This window comes from Acrocarpospora sp. B8E8 (assembly GCF_039871605.1).
GTDB lineage: Bacteria > Actinomycetota > Actinomycetes > Streptosporangiales > Streptosporangiaceae > Acrocarpospora > Acrocarpospora macrocephala.
Window position 1 is genome coordinate 38106 of sequence record NZ_JBDPLV010000012.1, and the last position, 20178, is coordinate 58283.

At 68.5% G+C, this 20178-nt stretch carries 17 protein-coding genes; 8 read left to right on the plus strand and 9 right to left on the minus strand.

Features of this window, described 5'->3' with window-relative positions; genetic code table 11:
- Positions 1–8: 8 nt before the first annotated feature.
- Positions 9–944 carry an endonuclease/exonuclease/phosphatase family protein gene (locus tag ABGB08_RS13635; protein ID WP_347590018.1) on the minus strand — a complete coding sequence of 312 codons (936 nt, stop codon included), beginning with the start codon at positions 942–944 and terminating at the stop codon, positions 9–11.
- 98 nt (positions 945–1042) lie between these two features.
- Here ABGB08_RS13635 and ABGB08_RS13640 point away from each other — a divergent pair, with 98 nt between their 5' ends.
- Complete coding sequence (locus ABGB08_RS13640; RefSeq protein ID WP_347590020.1) at positions 1043–1579, plus strand: hypothetical protein; 537 nt, start codon at positions 1043–1045, stop codon at positions 1577–1579.
- A 13-nt stretch (positions 1580–1592) separates the two neighbouring features.
- Here the strand turns inward: ABGB08_RS13640 and ABGB08_RS13645 are convergent, their stop codons facing one another.
- Entirely contained in the window at positions 1593–2207 is a 615-nt protein-coding gene (locus ABGB08_RS13645; protein WP_347590022.1) for a Uma2 family endonuclease, read from the minus strand.
- 110 nt (positions 2208–2317) lie between these two features.
- Here ABGB08_RS13645 and ABGB08_RS13650 point away from each other — a divergent pair, with 110 nt between their 5' ends.
- Positions 2318–2677, plus strand: coding sequence for an MmcQ/YjbR family DNA-binding protein (locus tag ABGB08_RS13650; RefSeq protein WP_347590288.1), 360 nt, complete (start codon positions 2318–2320; stop codon positions 2675–2677).
- Positions 2678–3006: 329 nt separating this feature from the next.
- Positions 3007–3375 (plus strand): type II toxin-antitoxin system PemK/MazF family toxin, encoded by a 369-nt coding sequence (locus ABGB08_RS13655; protein ID WP_347590024.1) that lies wholly within the window; start codon positions 3007–3009, stop codon positions 3373–3375.
- A gap of 509 nt (positions 3376–3884) precedes the next feature.
- Here the strand turns inward: ABGB08_RS13655 and ABGB08_RS13660 are convergent.
- Positions 3885–4592, minus strand: coding sequence for a CHAP domain-containing protein (locus tag ABGB08_RS13660; RefSeq protein WP_347590026.1), 708 nt, complete (start codon positions 4590–4592; stop codon positions 3885–3887).
- A gap of 180 nt (positions 4593–4772) precedes the next feature.
- Between ABGB08_RS13660 and ABGB08_RS13665 the strand changes: the two genes are divergently transcribed.
- Positions 4773–5552, plus strand: a complete 780-nt coding sequence (locus ABGB08_RS13665) for a DUF3152 domain-containing protein (RefSeq protein WP_347590028.1) — start codon at positions 4773–4775, stop codon at positions 5550–5552.
- A complete protein-coding gene (locus ABGB08_RS13670; RefSeq protein ID WP_347590030.1) occupies positions 5549–6637 on the plus strand; it encodes a crosslink repair DNA glycosylase YcaQ family protein in 1089 nt (362 codons plus the stop codon). The genes ABGB08_RS13665 and ABGB08_RS13670 overlap by 4 nt, the downstream gene beginning before the upstream one ends.
- 285 nt (positions 6638–6922) lie before the next feature.
- Here the strand turns inward: ABGB08_RS13670 and ABGB08_RS13675 are convergent, their stop codons facing one another.
- Positions 6923–7948: a LacI family DNA-binding transcriptional regulator gene (locus tag ABGB08_RS13675; protein ID WP_347590032.1), complete on the minus strand. Its 1026-nt coding sequence runs from the start codon at positions 7946–7948 to the stop codon at positions 6923–6925.
- A 1311-nt stretch (positions 7949–9259) separates the two neighbouring features.
- Here ABGB08_RS13675 and ABGB08_RS13680 point away from each other — a divergent pair.
- The 3 genes from ABGB08_RS13680 to ABGB08_RS13690 all read left to right on the plus strand — a co-directional run bounded on the left by ABGB08_RS13680 (position 9260) and on the right by ABGB08_RS13690 (position 16224).
- Positions 9260–12637 carry a beta-L-arabinofuranosidase domain-containing protein gene (locus ABGB08_RS13680; protein WP_347590034.1) on the plus strand — a complete coding sequence of 1126 codons (3378 nt, stop codon included), beginning with the start codon at positions 9260–9262 and terminating at the stop codon, positions 12635–12637.
- 46 nt (positions 12638–12683) lie between these two features.
- Complete coding sequence (locus ABGB08_RS13685) at positions 12684–13874, plus strand: cytochrome P450 (protein ID WP_347590036.1); 1191 nt, start codon at positions 12684–12686, stop codon at positions 13872–13874.
- 280 nt (positions 13875–14154) lie between these two features.
- Positions 14155–16224: a tetratricopeptide repeat protein gene (locus ABGB08_RS13690; RefSeq protein ID WP_347590038.1), complete on the plus strand. Its 2070-nt coding sequence runs from the start codon at positions 14155–14157 to the stop codon at positions 16222–16224.
- 6 nt (positions 16225–16230) lie between these two features.
- Here ABGB08_RS13690 and ABGB08_RS13695 read toward each other — a convergent pair whose 3' ends face one another.
- The 5 genes from ABGB08_RS13695 to ABGB08_RS13715 form a co-directional block, all read right to left on the minus strand.
- A complete protein-coding gene (locus ABGB08_RS13695) occupies positions 16231–16875 on the minus strand; it encodes a DUF3618 domain-containing protein (protein ID WP_347590040.1) in 645 nt (214 codons plus the stop codon).
- Positions 16872–17297: a phage holin family protein gene (locus ABGB08_RS13700; RefSeq protein ID WP_347590042.1), complete on the minus strand. Its 426-nt coding sequence runs from the start codon at positions 17295–17297 to the stop codon at positions 16872–16874. Before ABGB08_RS13700 ends, ABGB08_RS13695 begins: the two co-directional genes overlap by 4 nt.
- Positions 17298–17366: 69 nt before the next feature.
- On the minus strand, positions 17367–18284 hold the full coding sequence (locus ABGB08_RS13705) for a carbohydrate kinase family protein (RefSeq protein WP_347590044.1): 918 nt from the start codon (positions 18282–18284) through the stop codon (positions 17367–17369).
- Positions 18281–18853, minus strand: a complete 573-nt coding sequence (locus ABGB08_RS13710) for a hypothetical protein (RefSeq protein WP_347590047.1) — start codon at positions 18851–18853, stop codon at positions 18281–18283. Before ABGB08_RS13710 ends, ABGB08_RS13705 begins: the two co-directional genes overlap by 4 nt.
- A gap of 2 nt (positions 18854–18855) precedes the next feature.
- On the minus strand, positions 18856–19998 hold the full coding sequence (locus tag ABGB08_RS13715; RefSeq protein ID WP_347590049.1) for a hypothetical protein: 1143 nt from the start codon (positions 19996–19998) through the stop codon (positions 18856–18858).
- Positions 19999–20178: the final 180 nt, after the last annotated feature.

Genomic DNA, 20178 nt, shown 5'->3' on the forward strand with positions numbered 1-20178 from the left:
AGATGGTGTCACAAGGAGAGCGTCACGGTGATGGGGGCATGGTCGGAATCCGGCGTGTCGCGGCGCGCCGACGGCAGGTCGCCGACGGAGGGCAGGCCGTGGTCGATGATCGAGCGCACCGCCTGGACCTTGCCGAGCAGGGCGCGGCTGATCAGGATGTGGTCGATCAGTTCGCGGCGGCCGTGGTAGACCCGGGAGAAGCGTTCCGCCTCGGGGATGCGCGGCGCGAGATTCCACAGCCGCCAGGCGTCGCCCCGATCGGGCACCCGCTCGCCCGGCGTGCCGATCTCCGATCCTGGCGGGCCCAGCAGGATCTGCGTGGTGGCGGCCTCGGGCTCGTCGTTCAGGTCGCCCAGGACGACCAGTGAGCGGCTCGTGCCCTCGCCGGCCAGGATCTGGTCGGCCAGGCCGCGTAACGTGACGGCTTCCGCGGTGCGGCGCATCAGGGCGTACGCGCCGACGCGGGCGCGTTCGCCCTCGTCCCGGGGGCTGAACCGGCCGCCGGGGAAGGAGAGCAGTTTGGACTTGAGGTGGGCGGCGACCACGACCAGGTCGGCGCCCGCCTGGACGGCGAGGACGCCCCGGCTGGTGTTGTTCACGGTGCCGCCGCCGTCGGTGCTCTGCACGGCTTGGAGCGGGCGCGGGAACGTGGTGACGTCGTGCAGGACGGTCAGCGGGAGCCTGCTGATGAAGCCGACCCGGATGCCGCGGGCGTCCGGGTGCTGGGAGAGCTCGACGTGCCACTCCCCTTCGAGCAGCCCGACCAGGTCCAGCAGCGCCTCCGGCTCGCCGACCTCCTGCACGCCCAGCACGTCCGGCCCGATCTGCGTGATCGTCCCGGCGAGCGCTTTGAGTTTCGCCTCGTACGCGGCCTCGTCCCGGGGCCCGGACTCCCCGCCCGCCCGGTAGAGGTTCTCCAGATTCCACGTGCCGACCACGACCATGACCGCTCCCACCCCAGAGCAAATCCGGAAATTTCCAGCTTTCGTGGTCTCACTATGACGGCCTTCGCGCGGCCTGGCGACAGCTAAAGTGCGATGCGATGACGAATCACCAAATATCAGCCCAGTGGCTCCCAGGGGACACCCCTGATGACCCTGGCTCTCCCGGCTTCCCCGCCCGTGCCTTCACCTGCGCCTGCGGCCTCTCGCTCCCCGACGAGACCTCCGCCGAACTCCACGCCATGGAGCTCAACCTCTGCACCACCTGCTTCGGCACCACCCGCCAGGAACCCGTCCCCGGCTACACCCGCCCCTGCACGGCCTGCGCCGCCACCGGCCGCCGAGGCCCCCAACTCGTCTGGGAACTCGCCCACGCCGAAGCCGAACGCGTCATCACCCTCCCCCTGATCCGCACCCTCCTCCCCCACCACCCCTTCCGCCTCTCCGACCTATCCGACAAGGTCCGCACCCACCTGGGCCTCCCCCCAGGCCGCCTCCCCGTAGGCCCCCGAGTCCGCGACCTCCTCCTCCACCTCCAGTCCCAAGGCGAACTGGCCCTCCTCTCCGCCCCCGCCCGCCTCCTCCAAGGCACCGACGTAGTCCTCTACGACGACCCACACTGGGTACGAACCACCTGATCCCGCATGCCGCTCAGAGCTGCGGCGCGACTTCCAGATCCGCCCAGAGCACCTCAATGGGGAAGGGAGCCGTGATGTTCACGGCGATTGGACCCATGTCCCGATGGGTCGTACCGATATGTGTGTACGGACTGTTGCGACCCGCCAGCACATACCTATCGATCGAGACGGCCCCGATCTTGTCGAAGTCCACAATCCAGTAGTGCGGAATGCCAGCATCGGCGTAATCGCCCATCTTGTGGACACGATCACGGCGTGCTGACCAGGTTGAAAGCACCTCGACCACAATGACCACGTGTTCGGCTGCGAGTTGCTCGAACTCGGGCAGGCAGCGATGAAGGACCACATCAGGCTTGCGTGCGGTGGGGGGCACATCCCAGAGCAAAACATCTACTTCGGTGTTGGTCTCGTAACTCTTGTCCCGGCCTGAACGCCGCACCTCGGCAATCGCTGCCTTCTCCAAGGCCGAAGACAGCCGCGTTGCCACCTTCTGGTGCTCTCGACTCCGTTGCTCACGCGGGACGACGAAGCCGTCCACGATCTCAAGATCACGCTGAATGTTCGGATCGATATCAAGGAACATGTCCCATGTGATCGGCTCGTGCTGTGGTTCGTGCCACACCGTCACGCCGTCCTACCTCCGTGGTCGACGTCCGCCGCCGCGCGCGATCCTATGCCAGCACCAGATACGGCTACCGCTACGAGACCGGGTGAAGTGAGCTGGGCGCGGAATTGTCGGTGGTGGTGGTTACGATCCCGGGCATGGTGACTGTTGAGCTGATCAGGGCGGTTGCGTTGGGGCTGCCTCGGACTACGGAGCATCTGATCCGGGATCGGGTGAAGTTCCGGGTGGGGTCGATCGTTTATGTGGCTATTTCGCCGGATGAGACGTCGATGGGGTTTGGGTTTCCAAAGGAGGAGCGGGCTGCGCTGATCAAGGCTGAGCCGGAGAAGTTCTTCATGCCTCGGCCGTCTGATGAGCGTTATCGGTGGGTTCAGGCCTGGTTGGGGGCGTTGGACGAGGAGGAGGCTCGCGAGCTGGTGATCGAGGCATGGCGGATGTGCGTGCCCAAGAAGATCTCGGCGTTGGTGCCGTGACCGGCGGCTTGACCGGCTGATCGTTGGCACCATGCGTCGTTTCTCCTGGACGTGGAGGCGGACTCACCCACGATGCCGACATCAAAGAACGGGCGCCGTCGATTCTGCCGGGCGCGGAGCCGAGGGTGGCGGGCCGAGTTGTTCGGGAGTGACCTAGCACACGGCCTGGGGTGGGGCGGAGTCCGCGGGGGCGGGTGGGCCGATGTGAGTTCTGGGGTTGTTGTGGTGGTTGGTGGGATTCGGGTGGGTAAGGTTTGGTTGTGCGTGATCTAGGTGAGGATCCCCGGCCGGCTCGGGGGGCGGTTCGTGAGGTTCATCGGGTGGATCGGATGGCCTCGTTGGAATATTCGCCGGATTTGGATGGAATGGCGGATCCTGGGGAGATCGTTTGGGCGTGGGTGCCCTACGAGGAGGATCCGGGGCGAGGGAAGGATCGGCCGCTGCTGGTCGTGGGGCGGCATGGGCGGCGGTTGCTGGGGATGATGTTGTCCAGCAAGGGCGGCGGCGGGGACGAGTGGCTGGCGCTGGGCGCGGGGACGTGGGATCGCGAGGTGCGGCCGTCGTTCTTGCGGCTGGATCGGATATTCGAGCTGGATGAGGGCGACATCCGGCGTGAGGGCGCGATTCTCGATCGGGAGCGGTTCGTCAGGGTGGCCGCTGTTCTCATGCGTACTCATGGGTGGGCGGCGGACGGATAGAGCGTTCAGCACGTATCCGCATGTCGGCAGCCGTCCCGGTCGAAGGCACGGTCCGGCGCGCGGCGCTATCACCAGTGCGAAGTGCGGATCCGCGCCTTCAACGAAGGGGCGGCAGGGGTGAGTTGCCGGGCAAGTGACGGACAGAGGGCGAGCCAGTGCTCAAGTAGCGCGCAGAAGGTAAGCCACCCGGAATACCCAGGACCCATCACCAGGGACAACCCCGGCGACGTCCTCACCGGGCTCACCCCCGCCGTCGAGTCGAGCCTGCGGAACGCCCGGCTCGCCCACGCCCACCTCAACTTCATGTCAAATGACGCGCAGAAGGTGAACCGGCTGTCAGGTGACGCGCAGAAAGTAAGTCGGCCACCCGAGTGGCGACGCCGTTGCGCGCCGGTACCGCTGAACGATTATCGCCACGCCGGCCAGCACCGCGAGCAGGCCGAGCGGCCCGGTGAGTTGCGCGGAAGGTGTGCTGGCCGTCAGGTGGCGGGCGGAGAGCGAGCTGCCGGTCAGGTGTCGGTGGGGGTGGGGCGTTTGCGGCGGTGGCGGCCGGTTGAGGTGGCGAAGCGGCGGACGTGGAGGCCGGTGGCTATGACGGAGGCGGCGAGGGCCAGAGCCAGGACGGCGGTGGCGATCGTGGCGGTGGGGTCGAGGCCGCGGGTGGGGTTGGCGACGGCGGTGACCGCTTCGGGGCGGAGGTCGACGGTGGTGGGGGATGTGGTGAGGGTTTCGCGGACTTTGCGGGGGAGGCCGTAGCCGACGACCTTGGATTCGTCGCGGACCTTGCGCTTCAGCCAGACACGGTCGACATTCGCCTCGATTGTGTATATTTTTCCGTTTTCGACCTTTTCGACTATTCCGACGTGGTCTATGCCTTTGATGTTGTCGCCGCCTGACCAGTCGAAGAAGACCAGGGCGCCGGGTTCGGGCTGGTCGGTCCAGGCCTGGTGCTGTTCGAACCAGCGGGCGTGGGAGGGAGTCCACGCGAACTCGCCGACGTAGTCGCTGACACCGGCCTGGTCGGCCGCCCAGGCGATGAACATGTCGCACCAGGGAGCGTTCCGGTATTGCGGGTCTTTGGTGAGGTCCGCGTACCAGGCACCGAACTTGGTGTGCTGGCCGGGCTTCTCCCGGTAACCAAGTTCCCTGGTGACGACGGATAACAAGTCCTGCGTGATGGTGTCGTCGTGGGAACGTTCCAGCAACACTGCCTCCATAACCGCCCGATAACAATGGACTGTAGTTCGGAAATGTCGGACTCGCGGTGGTTTTTCGAGAAAGGTAGGTAGTCAGACTGGCGAGAAAGTACGAAACGCCAGCGTGATGGCCTAATCGTGTGATCGTTTTCCCGTATGATCAGGGTCCCCGGTGTCGGTTCGTGTGGTGGGAGAGAGCTCGTGGATCATCGTTTCCTGCTGGCGGCGGCGGGGATCGTTGTCATCGGGGTGGTCGGCGGCGCCGTACTGGCCCAAGCGGGGCCGCCGACGAAGCCAGCGGTGCTGGCGAAGGCCTCCATCCCCACCATGCTCGCCCCGGCGATCACACCGACGACGAAGCCGAAACCGGCACCGAAACCGACGGCGAAAGCGGCGAAGCCCGAGAGGCTGGTCGTGAACGGGCGGGTGCAGCCGGCACGGGTGAAGGTGCCGCAACGGGGCAAAGGCCACTACTCGGTCGCGGCAGGGAGCGGGAAGGCGCGCAAGGGACGCGGGAAAGAGATCCGCTACCTGGTCGAAGTGGAGAAAGGCCTGCCGTTCGAGGCCGGGGAGTTCGCCGACGAGGTGCATCGCATCCTGAACGACCATCGCGGGTGGGGGCGGTTCAAGCGGGTGGCGTCCGGTCCCGTCCAGGTCAGGGTGGCGCTGTCCAGCCCGCGTACGACCGACGCGCTGTGCCGGCCGTTGCGCACCTTCGGCGAGCTGTCCTGCTGGAACGGCAGCCGCGCGGTGATCAACGCGATTCGCTGGGCGGAGGGGACGCCGAACTACGGGCGCGATCTCGCCTCCTACCGGGAATACCTGATCAGCCACGAGGTCGGCCATGGCCTCGGACACGGGCACGTCGGCTGTCCCGGGCCGGGAAAGCCCGCGCCCGTCATGATGCAGCAGACGAAGTCACTCGCCTCATGCAAGCCCAACCCCTGGCCCTACCCCGGACGGCTAAGGTCTGAGATATGAACGTGGATCGACTACAGGTCCTCGCCTACCGCGTCGCGGCCCAGCAGCTCGACCGCCCTGATCTCCCGCCCGCCCGCCTGGCCGTACTCGACCTGGGGGTGCAGGACACGCCGTATGGTTCGGCGCGCCTGGCCGTGTCGGCGCGGACCACGGCGGATCCGGATGACGACGCGCTCACCCTGGTCTGGTCGACCCGCGGCGCGCCGCACCTGCACCGGACGGCCGACCTGCCCGCGCTGGCGGCCGCGCTCTGGCCGGTCAGCGACGCCGACGCGACGGCGCGGATCGCCACCACGCAGATCCGCGAGGGGGCGAAACTGGGACTGACCGCGTTCCGCGCGGCGGCCAAGGCGATGCACGAGGTGGTCACCCGGCCGATGACGAAGGGCGAGGTCAGCACGGCGGTGAGCGCCCTGGTCCCGGAGGGCGTGACCTACTGGTGCCGCGGCTGCAACGCCCAGCACATCTCGGGTGCCCTGTTCCAGCAGGTGGGCCTGGCCGGTGGCGTACGGCTCGCGCCCAAAGGTTCGGCCACCACGCTGGCCCCGATTCCCGGGCGGCGCGACGTGCCCGCGCACTCGGTGGCGGCCGATTCGGTCATCACGGCCTATCTGAAGCTCCTAGGCCCGGCCACCCCCGCCGAGGCCGCCAAGTTCATGGGGACCACGCCGACCGAGGTCAAACGGATGTGGCCGAAGGACTTAGCGGAGATCCGGGTGGACGGCCGCCGCGCGTGGCTTCCCGCCGACCAGGTCGACCTGCTGCTGGACGCGACCCGCCGTCCCCGGCTCCTGCGCCTCCTGCCCCCGTCCGACCCTTACCTCCAGGCCCGGGACCGCACCCTCCTCGTGCCGGATAAATCCCGTCACGCGGAGATCTGGCGCATGCTCGGCAATCCCGGCGCCGTCCTGCTGAACGGCGAGATCGCCGGGGTCTGGCGGGCCAAGACGGCCGGCAAGAACACCCTCGACGTGACCGTCACCGCGTTCGAACCGCTCCCCCAGGAACCCCTCGAAGCCGAAGCGTCGAGAATCGCCACCCTCCGCGGCGCACACAACGTCCGCATCCTGGACGCCAAAACCTAACGAAGCGTCCCCAGTTTCTCGCCGTTATCCGGCGCCGATCACGCCCACTTCAGTCCTCACCGTCCCGGCGCCAAGAAGGGCCAGCCGAGGGGGACGATGGCAAGTTAGGCATGCGGCCCACCCTGCCCAGAATGAGCCAGCCGATGCGGGAGCAGACGGCGGCGCGGCAAGCGCGTGGTCCACCGCGCTCGGAAAGAGCCAGCCGGTGCGGGAGCAAGCGACGACGCGGTAGGTGCGTGGAGGGTCGTGCTTGGAATGAGCCGGTCGAATTGAGGGGTGGGGTCGTTAAGCGGATTGGCGGATGACCAGGTCGGGTTCGAAGATTACTGAGGTTACGCGGCGGTCGGGGTCTTCGATGTGGGCGAGTAGGAGGCGGGACATTTCGGCGGACATGTCTTCGACGGGGTGGCGGACCGTGGTGAGGGGTGGGCGGCAGGCGAGGGCGGCGCTGCTGTCGTCGAAGCCGACGACGGCGAGGTCGTGGGGGACGCGGAGGCCGTGGGACTGGGCGACGAGGAGGGCGCCCTGGGCCATCAGGTCGTTGCCGGCGAAGAGACCGTCGATGTCGGGGTGGTCGGCGAGGAGGCGTTCCATGGCCTGTTCGCCGGATTCCTGGGTGAAATTGCCTTCGACGCTGGGGATGTAGGCGTGGCCGTGGCGGGCCATGGCCTCGCGGAAGCCGGAGAGGCGTTCCAGGCTGGCGGGAACGTCGAGGGGGCCGGAGATGGTGGCGACGCGTTCGCAGCCGCGGGCGATCAGGTGGTCGGCGGCGAGGCGGGCGCCGGCGCTGTGGGCGACGTCGACGTAGCTGATCCTGAGGGGCTGGGCGGGGCGGGCGAACAGGACGACGGGCGGGCCCGACTCGACGAGCTGGGCGGGGAGCGGGTCTTCTGCGTGGGTGGAGACGAGGATGGCGCCGTCGACGTGGCCTTGGCGGAGGTAGTCGATGACCTGGGCGCGGGCGTCGGCGGCTTCGGCGAGCATGAGGACCAGGTGCACGCCTAGCGGGCGGAGGTGGCCGGAGATGCCGCTGACGACGCGGCCGAAGAAGGGGTCGGTGAAGACGCGGGCGAAGAAGTGGCCCGCGCCGGAGACGACCAGGGCGATCGAGCCGGTCTTGCCGGTGACCAGGGAGCGGGCGGCGCGGTTGGGTGCGTAGCCGACGGCGGCGACGGCCTGGCGGACGGTTTCCTGGATTTCGGGGTCCACGTTCCGGATGCCGTTGATCACGCGGGACACGGTTGCCCGCGAGACGCCCGCGGCCCTGGCGACGTCCTCCAGAGTGGGCGAAACCAGGCGATCTTCCCTCATGTGATGAACTCTAGCGTACGGAGGGAGAGCGCTCTCCAATCCCGATCGCAGTAGTCGGCGAGGTGCTGGAAGCCGGGCATGCGGAGCGTGAGATCGGCCTTGGGCTCTCCTCACGTATATGTTGTTGCGGAGTTCTCCCACCCGCCCTCCCTTTGATTTCTCGGGCTCCGCCCGGCCCCGTCGGCACCGTGGTCGCCCCGAACGAGGCGGCAGCCAAACCGGAGTTCTCCCACCCCCTCCCTTTGATTCGTTCCGGGCTCCGCCCGACCCCACCGTCACGCAGGTCCCACGGCTTTAGGGCGCACGCCGACCGTGTTCAAGAAGGCCGGGGGTGAATGCCACTCCGACGATCGAACATCTCCTGAGAAACTCGGCTGAACATTTGCCAGCGCTCGAACTGGTCCGCCTTCTCAGCCGAAAGTCCACCACACTACTAGTAAGGGATCGCAGCTCTACAGATCCTTACCATCGGGGGCAGGAAAGTCAGCTGGGCGGGATTTCTGTGATAAGCGGTCGAGCGGTATGAATAAATTTCCTACTGCATGGTGATGAGGAAATCGCGACCATTCCCGGACAGCCAGCTGTACACGGATTTATGCGGGCACGCCACCGATCCCCCGGTCGATCCGGCCGAAGTCCTGGGTTTGTTCATTCGCGCGTTCGGTATCGCACCGGACCGGATTCCGGGCGACCTGGCCGAGCGGGCCGCGCTCTACCAGTCACTGGTGAACGGGCGTGGATCTGTGCGCCGGGGTGCCGGTGCGAGGCGGTGCATCGGCTGCTGCGCGCGACCAGGCGGCGCATCGCACCCATCGGCCCATGCGGCGAACCGCCCCCGGCGCACCAGGCCGGCCCGGCGCACCCACTGGCCCGGCGACCCCAGAGACACGGCATGCCATCGCTGATCACGCCTACCCGCAGGTCAAGCCCACCCAGCGGGCTCATGTACAACCCCAGCAGGTGCGGAACCCGCATCCAGATTCGCAATACGCTCGTAACATATTGGTAACAGTTCGACTGACAGCTCTGGTCGGCGATGTCATGTGAACGCTAACAATCTCATCAGATGTCCCCTCGGATGAGCGGCTTCACGCGGCTGCAGTTGCCGTGTCGGGAGCCACGCGGCACATGATCCACGCTTCGGCAATGTCCTGTCCGAAGCGCGTTGCCAGAAGGCACGACCTGTCACACCCAGAAACGATGCGGGAAGGGAGCAGCACCAGCCGGTCGTGTTAACGCAAACATTCCGCGACGATTCGAGATCACGCGTTCATGCGAGAGCCAAGCTTGCAAGCGAAGGGAAGACGGGCCATGACAGCGTCCGAGAAGCCAGGAGTGAGCCGCCGCACATTCGTGCGCGCATCAGCCATCGGGGTGGCGTTAGCCGCGACAGCCAAGACCATTCCGGCGGCCGCAGCGGAGACCACAGCCCCCGCGGTTGCTGAGTCTTTGGCCGGGATCCCGTACGTCGGCGCAGGAAGCAACACCGCGATCAGGCCGTTCTGGCTGCGCGAGGTCAGCTTGCACGCCGGTCTGCTGCAGGAGAAGCGCGACCGGATGAAGGCGTTCCTGCAGGCGTTCGACGAACGCCGCTTCCTCATGCTCTTCAACAACCAGGCCGGCCGGCCGAACCCCGCTGGCTTGCAGGTGCCCGGTGGCTGGGAGGACGGCGGGCTGCTGAGCGGGCACTGGGCCGGCCACTACATGAGCGCCCTCGCGCAGGCATACGCGGACCAGGGCCAGCAGGTCTACAAGACCAAGCTCGACTGGATGGTCGACGAACTCGCCGCGTGCCAGGCCGCCATCACCGCGCGGATGGGTGCTCCCGGCGGGGGTGAGGAGCCCGAGGAGCCCGTCATCGGCCGGGTCGCGGGACGCTTCGGCAACGGTCTGCGCCTCAACGGCGGCAGCAACGCGGAGCACATCCGTCTCCCCCAGGAGGCGGTGTCCCAGCTCACCAACTTCACGATCGCGACCTGGGTCAACCTCGCCGCGGCGCAGAACTGGAGCAGAGTCTTCGACTTCGGTCAGAGCACAGCCGTCAACATGTTCCTGACCGCCCGCGCGGGTGTGACCGGAAATCCGCCCCGGTTCGCCATCACCGTCGGCGGCAGCGGTCAGGAGCAGCAGATCAATGGCACGTCAGCCGTGCCGACCGGGCAGTGGGTGCACCTCGCCGTCACCCTCTCGGGCCCTGTCGGGACGCTGTACGTCAACGGTTCACCAGTCGGTACGAACACCGCCATGACGCTCAACCCGACCAACCTCGGCGTCCCTGGCAACGTCTGGATCGGCCGATCCCAGTACGGCGACGCGATGCTCAACGCGACCATCGACGAGTTCCACATCTTCGACCGAGCCCTTAGCCAGGCGGAGATCCAGTCCCTCCAGAGTTCCGCCGCGGGATCCACGGGAGGCGGGAACATCGCCTGGTACCGCTTCGACGAGGAAGGCGGAGCGACCGCGCTCGACTCCTCACCCAATCACCGCGACGCCGGCATCGTCGCCGTCGCGGGGAACACCGGGGCTCTTTGGACGCCCGTCTATCCCGGCTATCTCGGGGCCATCCCGGAGGACGCCGTGATCCGGTTGGGGCCGCCTCGGTTCGCCGTCTATGGCGGCAACCTCAGCACGAACGTCTGGGCACCCTGGTACACCCAGCACAAGATCATGCGGGGTCTGCTGGACGCCTACTACCTGACCGGCAACGAGAAGGCTCGCGAAGTCGTCACCAAGATGGCGGATTGGGCGCACCTCGCCCTGACTCTCGGCGACAAGAACCACCCGCAATACCCGGGACCCATCACCAGGGACAACCTCAACTTCATGTGGGACACCTACATCGCCGGTGAGTACGGCGGCGCCAACGAGGTGTTCCCCGAGATCTACGCGTTGACCGGTGACGCCAAGCACCTCGAGACGGCGAAGTGCTTCGACAACCGGGAGTCCCTCTTCGGCGCCTGCGTCGAGAACCGGGACATCCTCGTGGTGACCGACCCTGCCGCCATCGGCCGGCGTCGTCCGACCCGGCTGCACGTCAACCAGCACGTGCCCAACTTCAGCGGCTACATGCGGATCTTCGAGCAGACCGGCGATCAGGACTACCTCAAGGCGGCGAAGAACTTCTTCGGCATGGTCGTCCCGCACCGCATGTTCTCGCATGGGGGCACCGGCGGAAACTACCCGGGTTCCAACAACAACATCGAGATGTTCCAGAACCGGGACAACATCGCCAACGCGATCGCCCAGGGCGGCGCGGAGACATGCTCCATCTACAACGTGTCCAAACTGGCTCGCAACCTCTTCTTCCATACGCAGGACCCGGCCTACATGGACTACTACGAGCGAGCCCTCTTCAATCAGCTCGCCGGATCGCGAGCCGACGCGACCACCACGAGCAACCCGCAGGTCACCTATTTCCAGCCCCTGACACCGGGCGCGAGCAAGTCCTATGGCAACACCGGCACCTGCTGTGGCGGAACCGGGCTGGAGATCCACACGAAGTACCAGGACGCCGTCTACTTCAAGTCCGCCGACGGTTCCAGCCTCTGGGTCAACCTCTTCGTGCCGTCGACCGTGACCTGGGCGGAGAAGGACTTCGCCGTGACCCAGGAGACGAACTTCCCACGCCAGGCCGGCACAAAGCTCATCGTCAATGGCAGCGGCAGCCTCGACATCAAGCTGCGGGTTCCCGGATGGGTCCGGAACGGCTTCACCGTGCGGATCAACGGAGCCGTGGCACCGATGCAGACCCCGGCGCCGGGCACCTACGTGACGCTGAGCCGCACCTGGCGCCCCGGGGACGTCATCGAGGTCTCGATGCCGTTCAGCATCCGGATCGAGCGCGCCATCGACCGGCCGGACACCCAGTCCATCATGTGGGGACCGCTGCTCATGCCGATCGTCGGCAACCCCGGCGGCGGCAGCTACCGCGAGCTGACGCTCTACCGGTACCTCAAGCGGGACGGCGACTACTCGCGGGCGGCCATCACGGCGGCCGGTGCGAGCGCGGCAGGAGACCCGCTCTTCACGACGCATGGGTTCTCCCTGCGCCCGTGGTACGTCGGGGACGCCCAGGCCCACTCCGCGTACTTCCGCCGGGTGGAGCCGCGGATCGTCTTCGGGAGCATCGACTCCGGCGTTCCCAACGTGAAACGCAACGACGGGCTGCCCAGCTACGACGTCCCGGTCAGCGGTGTTCCGTCGCCCGGCACCGACGGTCTGACGTTCCTCGACGTGGTCTGGGACAACGCGCCGTTCGCGACCCACAACGCGTTCGTCGCCAGGGTCACCCAGACGGCCGAGGCGTTCGTGGCGGCGGGGCGCCTGACCAGCGCGCAGAAGGACGCGGTGGTGGCGGCCGCCGTAAGCGCGCGGGCCGAGCTGGCTCCGGACGCGGAGGTGCCGGTCACGGTCACCGCCGAGGGTCGATGCATCGGCAATTCGGCCTACGTGGCGGTGCGGGTGACGAACGATCACGACGGGCCCGTGGACGTCGTGATGGAGACGCCCTACGGCTCGCGCTCCTTCGCCAACGTCGCTCCGGGCAAGTACGCGTACCAGTCCTTCGCGGTCCGCGCCCCACAGGTCGCCGCGGGAGAGGCCACGATCCGCGTCACCGGAACCGTCGACGGGAGAAGCGTGACGTCCGAAGTCGTCAAGCAGTACGCGGCCGCGGCCTGCGGCTGATCGGCCGGAGGGCTTTGCGGATCCACGACCACACCGAAGGTGGCACGTGACTATCGAGTTCAGGCTGTCGGAGCTGTGGGAGCCTGACACGCGCCGCGACCCGCACGCGTTCTATGCGCGCGTGCGGGTCGCCGGCCGGCCCGTCCCGCAGGTCGACCCGGCCGGCAACCGGCTCTGGGTCGTGGCACGCCATGCCGATGTCCTCGACGGCTTGCAGCACCCGGCGATCGGTCACGAAGTGCGCAAGCATCAGGCCCAGGACCTGCCGCTCGCACACCAGCGGAGTGAGGCGGAACGAATCGCGGCGCGCCAGCTCATCGATCTCGATCCACCTGACCACACCCGGCTGCGCGGGCTCGTCAGCAAGGCCTTCACGGCCCGTACGGTCGCGCGGCTGGAGCCGTGGATCGCCGACGTCGCGGACCGATTGGTCGCCCGTGCTCTCGAGCTGGGCACGTTCGACGGAGTGGCCGACCTGGCCGATCCGTTGCCGGTCAACGTCATCGCCCAGCTCGTGGGGGTCCCCGAGGAGGACCGCGCCCGGTTCCGCGAGTGGTCGGCGACCATCGTCTCCGCGGCCGACCATGATTCCGCGGCCACGTTGGCGTTCGCCGCCTACATCGACGAGCTGGCCGAGCGCCGGCGAGCGGTCCCGGAGGACGACCTGCTCTCCGAGCTCGTCGCCCTGGAGGCGCAAGGCGACGCTCTCGATCGCGACGAGCTCGTCGCCATGGTGCAGCTCCTGCTCATCGCCGGTCAGGAGACCACCGTCGACGTCCTCGTCAACGGCATCCGGCTCCTGCTCACGCATCCTGAGCAGTGGCAGGATCTACTCGCCGACCCGTCCTTGGCGAGCGCGGTCGTCGAGGAGACGCTGCGCTTCCGCGGGCCGGTCGAGATCGTCCCGCCTCGCTTCACCTTCCGCGAGATCGGCATCGCAGGCGGCACGATCCCGGCGTTCGAGCGCGTCGGCCTGTCACTGTGGGGCGCGAACAGGGACCCCTCGGTCTTCTCCGATCCGGACGTGTTCGACATCCATCGCTCAGACGTCCATCGGCACATCGCCTTCGGCCACGGAATCCACTTCTGCCTGGGCGCATCCTTAGGTCGTCTCGAGGCTCGCATCATGTTCGACCGCATCGCCCGCCACCTTCGCCGGCTGCGGCTCGCGGTGGAGCCCGACGAGCTGGACGGCTTCCGCCTGCATCGGGGAACCCTGCCACTGCGGATCCAGTGATGTGGTGGCGCCACCCCACAGTGCTGCGTGGAGGAGATCACCCCCGATCTTGTCAAAAAGGCTGGGGTGAATGCCACGCTGACGAGCGAACATCACCTGGGAAACATAGCTGTCATTGTTACGTCGCCGAACTGGTTCACCTTCTCAGCGAAAGTGGACCCGCACCACTGAAAAGGATCTCAGGCTCTACAGATCCTTACTATCAGGGGAGGAAAGTCAGCCGGGCAGGATTTCTGTGATAAGCAATCGAACGGCACGAATTAATTTCTCCTGCATGGTGATGAGCAGAGATCCCCATAGCGAGCACGTCAACAGCCTGGACGGTACCGTGCATGGGCCTGCGGTCCAGGCGCGGAACGTGACCGGCGGTATTCACATTCACCAGACGTCCATTCCGTTGCCCACGCCACGTCAGTTACCGCCCGCCAGGCTCCTGATCGACCGGCGGGAAACGCTCGCCTTTCTGGATCGGGTGAACACCCGCCGATCCGCGTCCGGGTCCCCCGTCGTGGTGGTCGTGAGCGGCCCGGCGGGGGTCGGGAAATCAACCCTCAGCCTGACTTGGGCGCACCGGAATCACGACCATTTCCCGGACGGCCAGCTGTACGCCGATCTACGCGGGCACGCCACCGATCCACCAGTCGAACCGGCCGAAGTCCTGGGTTTGTTCATTCGCGCGTTCGGTATCGCACCGGACCGGATTCCGGGCGGCCTGGCCGAGCGGGCCGCGCTCTACCAGTCACTGGTGAACGGGCGGCGGATCGTCGTGGTGCTGGACGACGCGATCTCGGCGGCGCAAGTGCGTCCACTGCTGCCCGCCTCCGGGAACGGGATGGTCTTGGTGACCAGCAGGTGGCGGCTGGCCGGTCTGGTGGTGGGCGGCGCGCGCGGACTCCAGGTGGAACGCCTCGGCGTGGACGCGGCGCTCGACCTGCTCCGGCACACGCTCGGCGACGATCGGGTGGGCGATGAACTGGACGCGGCCACCGAGCTGGTGGATCTGTGCGCCGGGGTGCCGCTCGCCGTATCGGTGGCCGCCGCCCGGCTGGCCACCCGGCCGCACTGGCCGCTGACCGAGATGGTGGCGGCTCTCGCGCAGGAGAGCCGACGGCTCAGCGCGCTTTCTGTGGAGGACGATATGACGATCCGGGCCGCGCTGACGTTGTCGTACCAGAATCTGGCGCCGGACGCGGCGCGGCTGTACCGGCTGCTCGGATTGTTTCCCGGGGCGAGTTTCGGCGGCGCGGCGGCGGCCGCGGCGGCCGGGCTGCCGGCGGAGGAGAGCCGGCGGCTGCTGGGGGTGCTGGCCGACGCGAATCTCCTCGACGACTTGCCCGGCGGGGAGTACCGGTTTCACGATCTGGTCCGGCTGCACGCGCGGGAGACGGCCGAGCTGGAGGATTCCGCGACCGCGCGGGAGGAGAGCGTGCGGCGGGCGGTGGGCTGGTTTCTGGACACCGCCAGGGCGGCCAGTGACGCGGCGGCGCCGTACCGGCGGATTCCGGTGGCGGCGGGGGCGATGGAGTTCGCCGACGCGGCGGGCGGGCTGGACTGGATGGATCGGGAGTTCCGCAACCTGCGCGCGGCGGCGCAGGTCGCGTTCGAGCGGGGCTGGCACGAGACCGCCTGGCAGCTGGTGGACGCGTTGTGGCCGCTGTTCCTGCATCGCGGTTTCTACGCCGAGCGGCTGGAGGTGGATCGGCTCGGGCTGGCCGCCGCGCGGGCCGCCGGGGATCCGATCGGCGAGGCCAAGATGTTGAACAGGACCGGGGTTTCGCTACGCGCGCTCGGGCGGTGGGACGAGGCCGCCGAGGATTTCGGGCGGGCGCTGGAGATCTGGCGAGGGCTGGGCAACGCGTACCGGGTGGCCGGCGGGTATCGGCGGCTGGGCTGGCTGGAACTGGATCGGGATCGGCCGGAGGCCGCGATCAGGCTGTTCGCCGAGGCGCTCGAGGGGTACCAGGCGGCTGGTGAGGTCAGGCGGGTGGCGCTGGCCCGATGCGATCTGGGCCGGGCGCTGGTGGAGAGTGGCCGGGCCGAGGAGGCGGTGCCGTACCTGGCGGCGGCGTATGAGGCGGCCGAGTCCGATCGGTACAACCGGACCCGGGCGCTCATCCTGCTGGGGCGCGTCCAGGGGAGCGAGCCGGACATCAACCGGGGACTCCAGGTGATGCGCGAGCTTGGCTCCGCCTCGGGCGAGGCGTTCGCGCTCCAGACGCTGGGCGAACTCGCCCTGCGCCACGGGCGGCCCGAAGACGCGCGCGAACTCCTCAACCGGGCCCGCCAGGTGCTGAACGGAATGGGTTCCGCCACCACCCGGCTGGACCGGCTGCTCGCCCAGCTGGAATGACGCGGCTCAGCGCGTCATCCTGCCTGGATATCGGACGGGCGATCCCATGGTCTTGCCCATCGCCTTGCCGATGGGCGTGCGCGCTCTGCCCATGGTTCCGCTCATCATCGTCTTTCCGATGGGAGTACGCGCTCTGCCCATGGTTCTGCCCATCATGGTCTTGCCCATGGGAGCACGCATTCGCCCCATCATGGACTTGCCCATGGGAGCGCGCATTCGGCCCATCATGGTCTTGTTCGTGGATCTGCCCATGATCCCGGTCATCAAGCGCGCCATCATGCCTCTCGCGCCCCTGGTCCGGCGGCGCCGCGAGCGCATGGACATGGGCATGGCGCCGCGGCGGCGCCCGCCGAACATGCGACCGCGGGGCTGCGGTCTCCTGCGCTTGAAAAGGGCCCGGACCAGCGCGCCCCCGAGCATGGCCAGGGTCGCGAAGACGGCGCCGGGGTGCCGGCCGGCCTTGTCCGCGACCCGGTGAGCCCCGGACTTGGCCGTCTGGGCCTTGGCCATGACGCTGGTCTTGGCTCTGCCTTTGACGTCGGTCTTGGCGGCGAGGGCGGCCACCGTCCGGCCGAGTTCCTCCCGGGTCCGCTCGGCGTCTTCCGCGATGGCCGCGACGTCCTCGGACGCTGTCCGGTGCGGACGGGTCATCGATGCGCCCTCCCTTCGGTGACGCCGGAGCGGACCGCGTCGATGTCGCTCTTGACGCCGTTCACCGCCTGCGTCGGCTTGGGCGGCATGGCCCCCTTGACGCGGTTCCTGCCGATGGCGCCCATGATCCCCGCGATGATCAGCAGGGCGGCGCCGACGACCAGGGCGGCCAGCCAGGCCGGCCACGGGATCGCCAGGGCGATGATCGCGCAGGCTACCAGCGCCCCCGCGCCGAGCAGCGCCATGACACCGGTGCCGCCGAACAGGGCGGCACCCGTCCGCGCCTGCCGCCCCTTACCCACCACTTCGGCCCTGGCCAGGCGCATCTCATCCTTGATCAGGCGGGATACCTGGTCGGACGCCTGCTGCACGAGCTCGGCGGTGGACGCGGTGGACTGAGACTCTCTCTGGTGGACAGACATTGGTCCCTCCTTCCCCCATCTACTTCGCGTACCCGATTTATCCCGTTAAAACCCCTTTGTGTAGTTATGTCACCACAACCCCACGATAGTCGGGGGTGGCGGGATCGCACGAAGCTCGGCCGGGGTGAGGGAGGCGCCCGCCGGGGTGCGGTCGCCGACCTTCCAGCCCGCGTTGAGCACCGCGCCCTGCAGCGCCCGTACGGGATCCTCGGTGCTCACCCACAGATGCAGGAACGTGGCGAACAGCCCGTCACCGGCGCCCGAGGTGTTGAGCACGCCGCGCGGCGCGACCGCCTGGACCGTGATCAGCCGCCCGTCCCGCAGGCCCAGCATGGCGCCGCGCGCCCCCAGCCCCACGCCGACGAGCGCGCAGCGCGGATACCGCCCGAAGATCTCGGCGATCCAGCGCTCCGGTGGCACCGGGAGGCGCTCGTGACTGCAGAACAGCACGCGCGCGGCCCGCAGCCACGGCTCGTTGTACGGGTCCCCCGGGTCCGCGATCAGGTGGGCGTCCACCGCGATCGGGATGCCCAGGCCGCCCGCGCGGGCCACCAGCGGGCGGACGAACTTCGCGTTCGTCAGCACCAGCAGGTCGGCGTCCCGGCACTGCCCGGCGAGCACGTCGAACGGGTAGTCGACGTCGTTGACGGGCGCCAGGTACGGGTAGCCCATGCGGCGGCCGTCGGGGCCGACCAGGACGACGCCCATCGAGGAGCCCTCGCCGGAGATCACCCCCGGGCCGAGCAGCCCGTGCGCGTCCAGGTCCGCGCGGATGCCGGCGCCGACCAGGTCGGTGCCGACGACCGTGCAGAGCCTGGCGTGGCTCCCCAGGGTGCGCAGGGTGCGGGCGATGTGGGCGGCCGCGCCGGAGACGCCGCCGGTCAGCCATCTGGGCGTGCAGGTCGGCAGGTAGTGGACCGGGAATTCGGCCACGCCCAGGGAGAGGTAGAAGCTGGTCGCGCCGGCGACCACGATGGTCGGGGTCATGCGGCCGCCTCGCTCACCGTGATGCCCGCGCGACCGGCCACCTCGAAGTGGCGGCCGTCCCGGTAGTGGCCCGCGATCACGGTGGCCGTGGTCAGGCCGTACAGGGGGAGCCTGGCGGCCAGCCAGCAGTAGAGCAGCGAGCCGAAGGTGGCGGGCCACGGATCGGCGCCGGCCAGGAGCCCGGCGCTGCCGGTGATCTGGGCCAGCGGGCCGTGCCGCAGGCCGACCAGGCAGCCGCCCGGTTGCCGGGCCACGGCGACCGCGCAGCCGACGTGGCGGTCCAGCAGGCCCGCCACGTCGTGCCGGGTGATCAGCACGTCGGCCAGCTCCTGCCAGCGCTGGTCCCGGGCGTCGTCGGAGTCGACCACGATGTGGGCGTCGGCGGCTGGCAGGCCCTGGGCGGCAGACGGGCCGGTCACCACCATCAGGTGGGGCTCGAGCGGCGGACCCTCCCGGGGGATGACCAGGACCGCGGGCACGGCCGCGCGCGGGGCGAGCGGCGGCGTCCGGTTCAGCGACAGTGGCTGGCGCTGCCCGAAGAAGTGGGCGACGACGAGTTTGTCGAGCACGATCAGCCTCCGTGGTACGGGGTGAGGAACGGCATCGGGACCGGGGTGGCGACCGGGATGGACGCGGGCTGGCGCAGGTTCATCAGCCGGTACATCAGCCGCCGCATGTTGCGGTGGAACTGGCCGGGGGCCGAGGTGATCCGCTCCTCCACCCGCTGGGAGTGCTCGGGCTTGAGCGCGGCGGCGGCCCGGGTGAGCTGGGTCGCCAGCGGCTGGTAGCGGTTGATCCGCGGCGCGACCGCGGCCAGCTCGCCGAGCGGGGAGTTCGGGTCCACGTCCTCGGACGGGAACCTGGCCAGCAGGGTCGGCTTGCCGATGGACGCGCCGTAGAGGGTGGCGGAACCGTGGTCGCCGACCACCCAGTCGGCCGCGACGAGCACGCCGAGCCATTCGTCCTGGGGCTGCACCACCTGGAGCCCCCGGCGCTGGCTGTCGGCCAGCCAGGCGCGGACCTGCCTCGCCCCGTGCGCGGACCAGATGTTGGGGTGCAGCAGCGCGACCACCTTGTACTCGCTGGCGGGCAGCTGGCGGACCAGGCGGCTCATCAGGTCGGATTTGCCGAACAACGACTCGGTGCCCCAGGTGGAGCTGACCGCGACCAGCTTCTGGCGGGGCCGTACGTCCAGCGCCCGCCGGTACAGCGCCCGATCATCGAGGCTGACGGCCAGCCGGTCGTAGATCGGGTCGCCGATCACCTCCGCCGACGGCAGCGCCTGCGGGCATTGCCTGGCCAGCCGGACCAGGTCGCTCTGGTGCGGCAGCACGATCGCGTCCGGGATGACGGCGCCGTCCCGGAGCAGGCGCTGCGGGTCCATCCCGTACGTGGCGCGCGCGCCGGCCACGCGCCGGCCGGGCGTACGCGGGACGAACTTGTTGAATCCGGCCCCATGTTCCATCACGATCAGCGGCGCGTTGATCTCGTGTACCGACCCGAGACTGGCCGCTACGGCCAGGTCGAAGCGCTCGTTCACGGCCTGCTGCCAGGGCAGCACCACCCCGCCGTCGAGGCTCTCCACGAACTCTTCGACCCCGTTGTTGAACACATCCTTCGCGATCGTGAACAGCACCTGGACCCGCAGGTCCGACTGGACCAGCTGGACCGCCTCCAGCAGGCGCTGTCCCGACGTGACGGTGTGGACGATCACCAGAACGGTCTTGCAGTTCCCTCGTGTGACCCACCTGCGGGCCTCGGGCCCCACCGGGACCCGGCTCCATTCCAGACTTGGCATACTGCCTCTGCAGCCCCCTCGCTCCACCCTCCAGATGTGGGCAATCCCCCCGAATCACCCCTTGTGGTGAGCGTCCGCGCCAGACCTTGCAGAAAC

Coding starts and splice junctions, on each gene's coding strand:
- ABGB08_RS13635 (WP_347590018.1), bottom strand. CDS start 944: ATGGTCGTGGTCGGCACGTGGAATCTGGAGAACCTCTACCGGGCGGGC.
- ABGB08_RS13640 (WP_347590020.1), top strand. CDS start 1,043: ATGACGAATCACCAAATATCAGCCCAGTGGCTCCCAGGGGACACCCCT.
- ABGB08_RS13655 (WP_347590024.1), top strand. CDS start 3,007: ATGGCCTCGTTGGAATATTCGCCGGATTTGGATGGAATGGCGGATCCT.
- ABGB08_RS13660 (WP_347590026.1), bottom strand. CDS start 4,592: ATGGAGGCAGTGTTGCTGGAACGTTCCCACGACGACACCATCACGCAG.
- ABGB08_RS13670 (WP_347590030.1), top strand. CDS start 5,549: ATGAACGTGGATCGACTACAGGTCCTCGCCTACCGCGTCGCGGCCCAG.
- ABGB08_RS13675 (WP_347590032.1), bottom strand. CDS start 7,948: ATGAGGGAAGATCGCCTGGTTTCGCCCACTCTGGAGGACGTCGCCAGG.
- ABGB08_RS13680 (WP_347590034.1), top strand. CDS start 9,260: ATGACAGCGTCCGAGAAGCCAGGAGTGAGCCGCCGCACATTCGTGCGC.
- ABGB08_RS13690 (WP_347590038.1), top strand. CDS start 14,155: ATGAGCAGAGATCCCCATAGCGAGCACGTCAACAGCCTGGACGGTACC.
- ABGB08_RS13695 (WP_347590040.1), bottom strand. CDS start 16,875: ATGACCCGTCCGCACCGGACAGCGTCCGAGGACGTCGCGGCCATCGCG.
- ABGB08_RS13700 (WP_347590042.1), bottom strand. CDS start 17,297: ATGTCTGTCCACCAGAGAGAGTCTCAGTCCACCGCGTCCACCGCCGAG.
- ABGB08_RS13705 (WP_347590044.1), bottom strand. CDS start 18,284: ATGACCCCGACCATCGTGGTCGCCGGCGCGACCAGCTTCTACCTCTCC.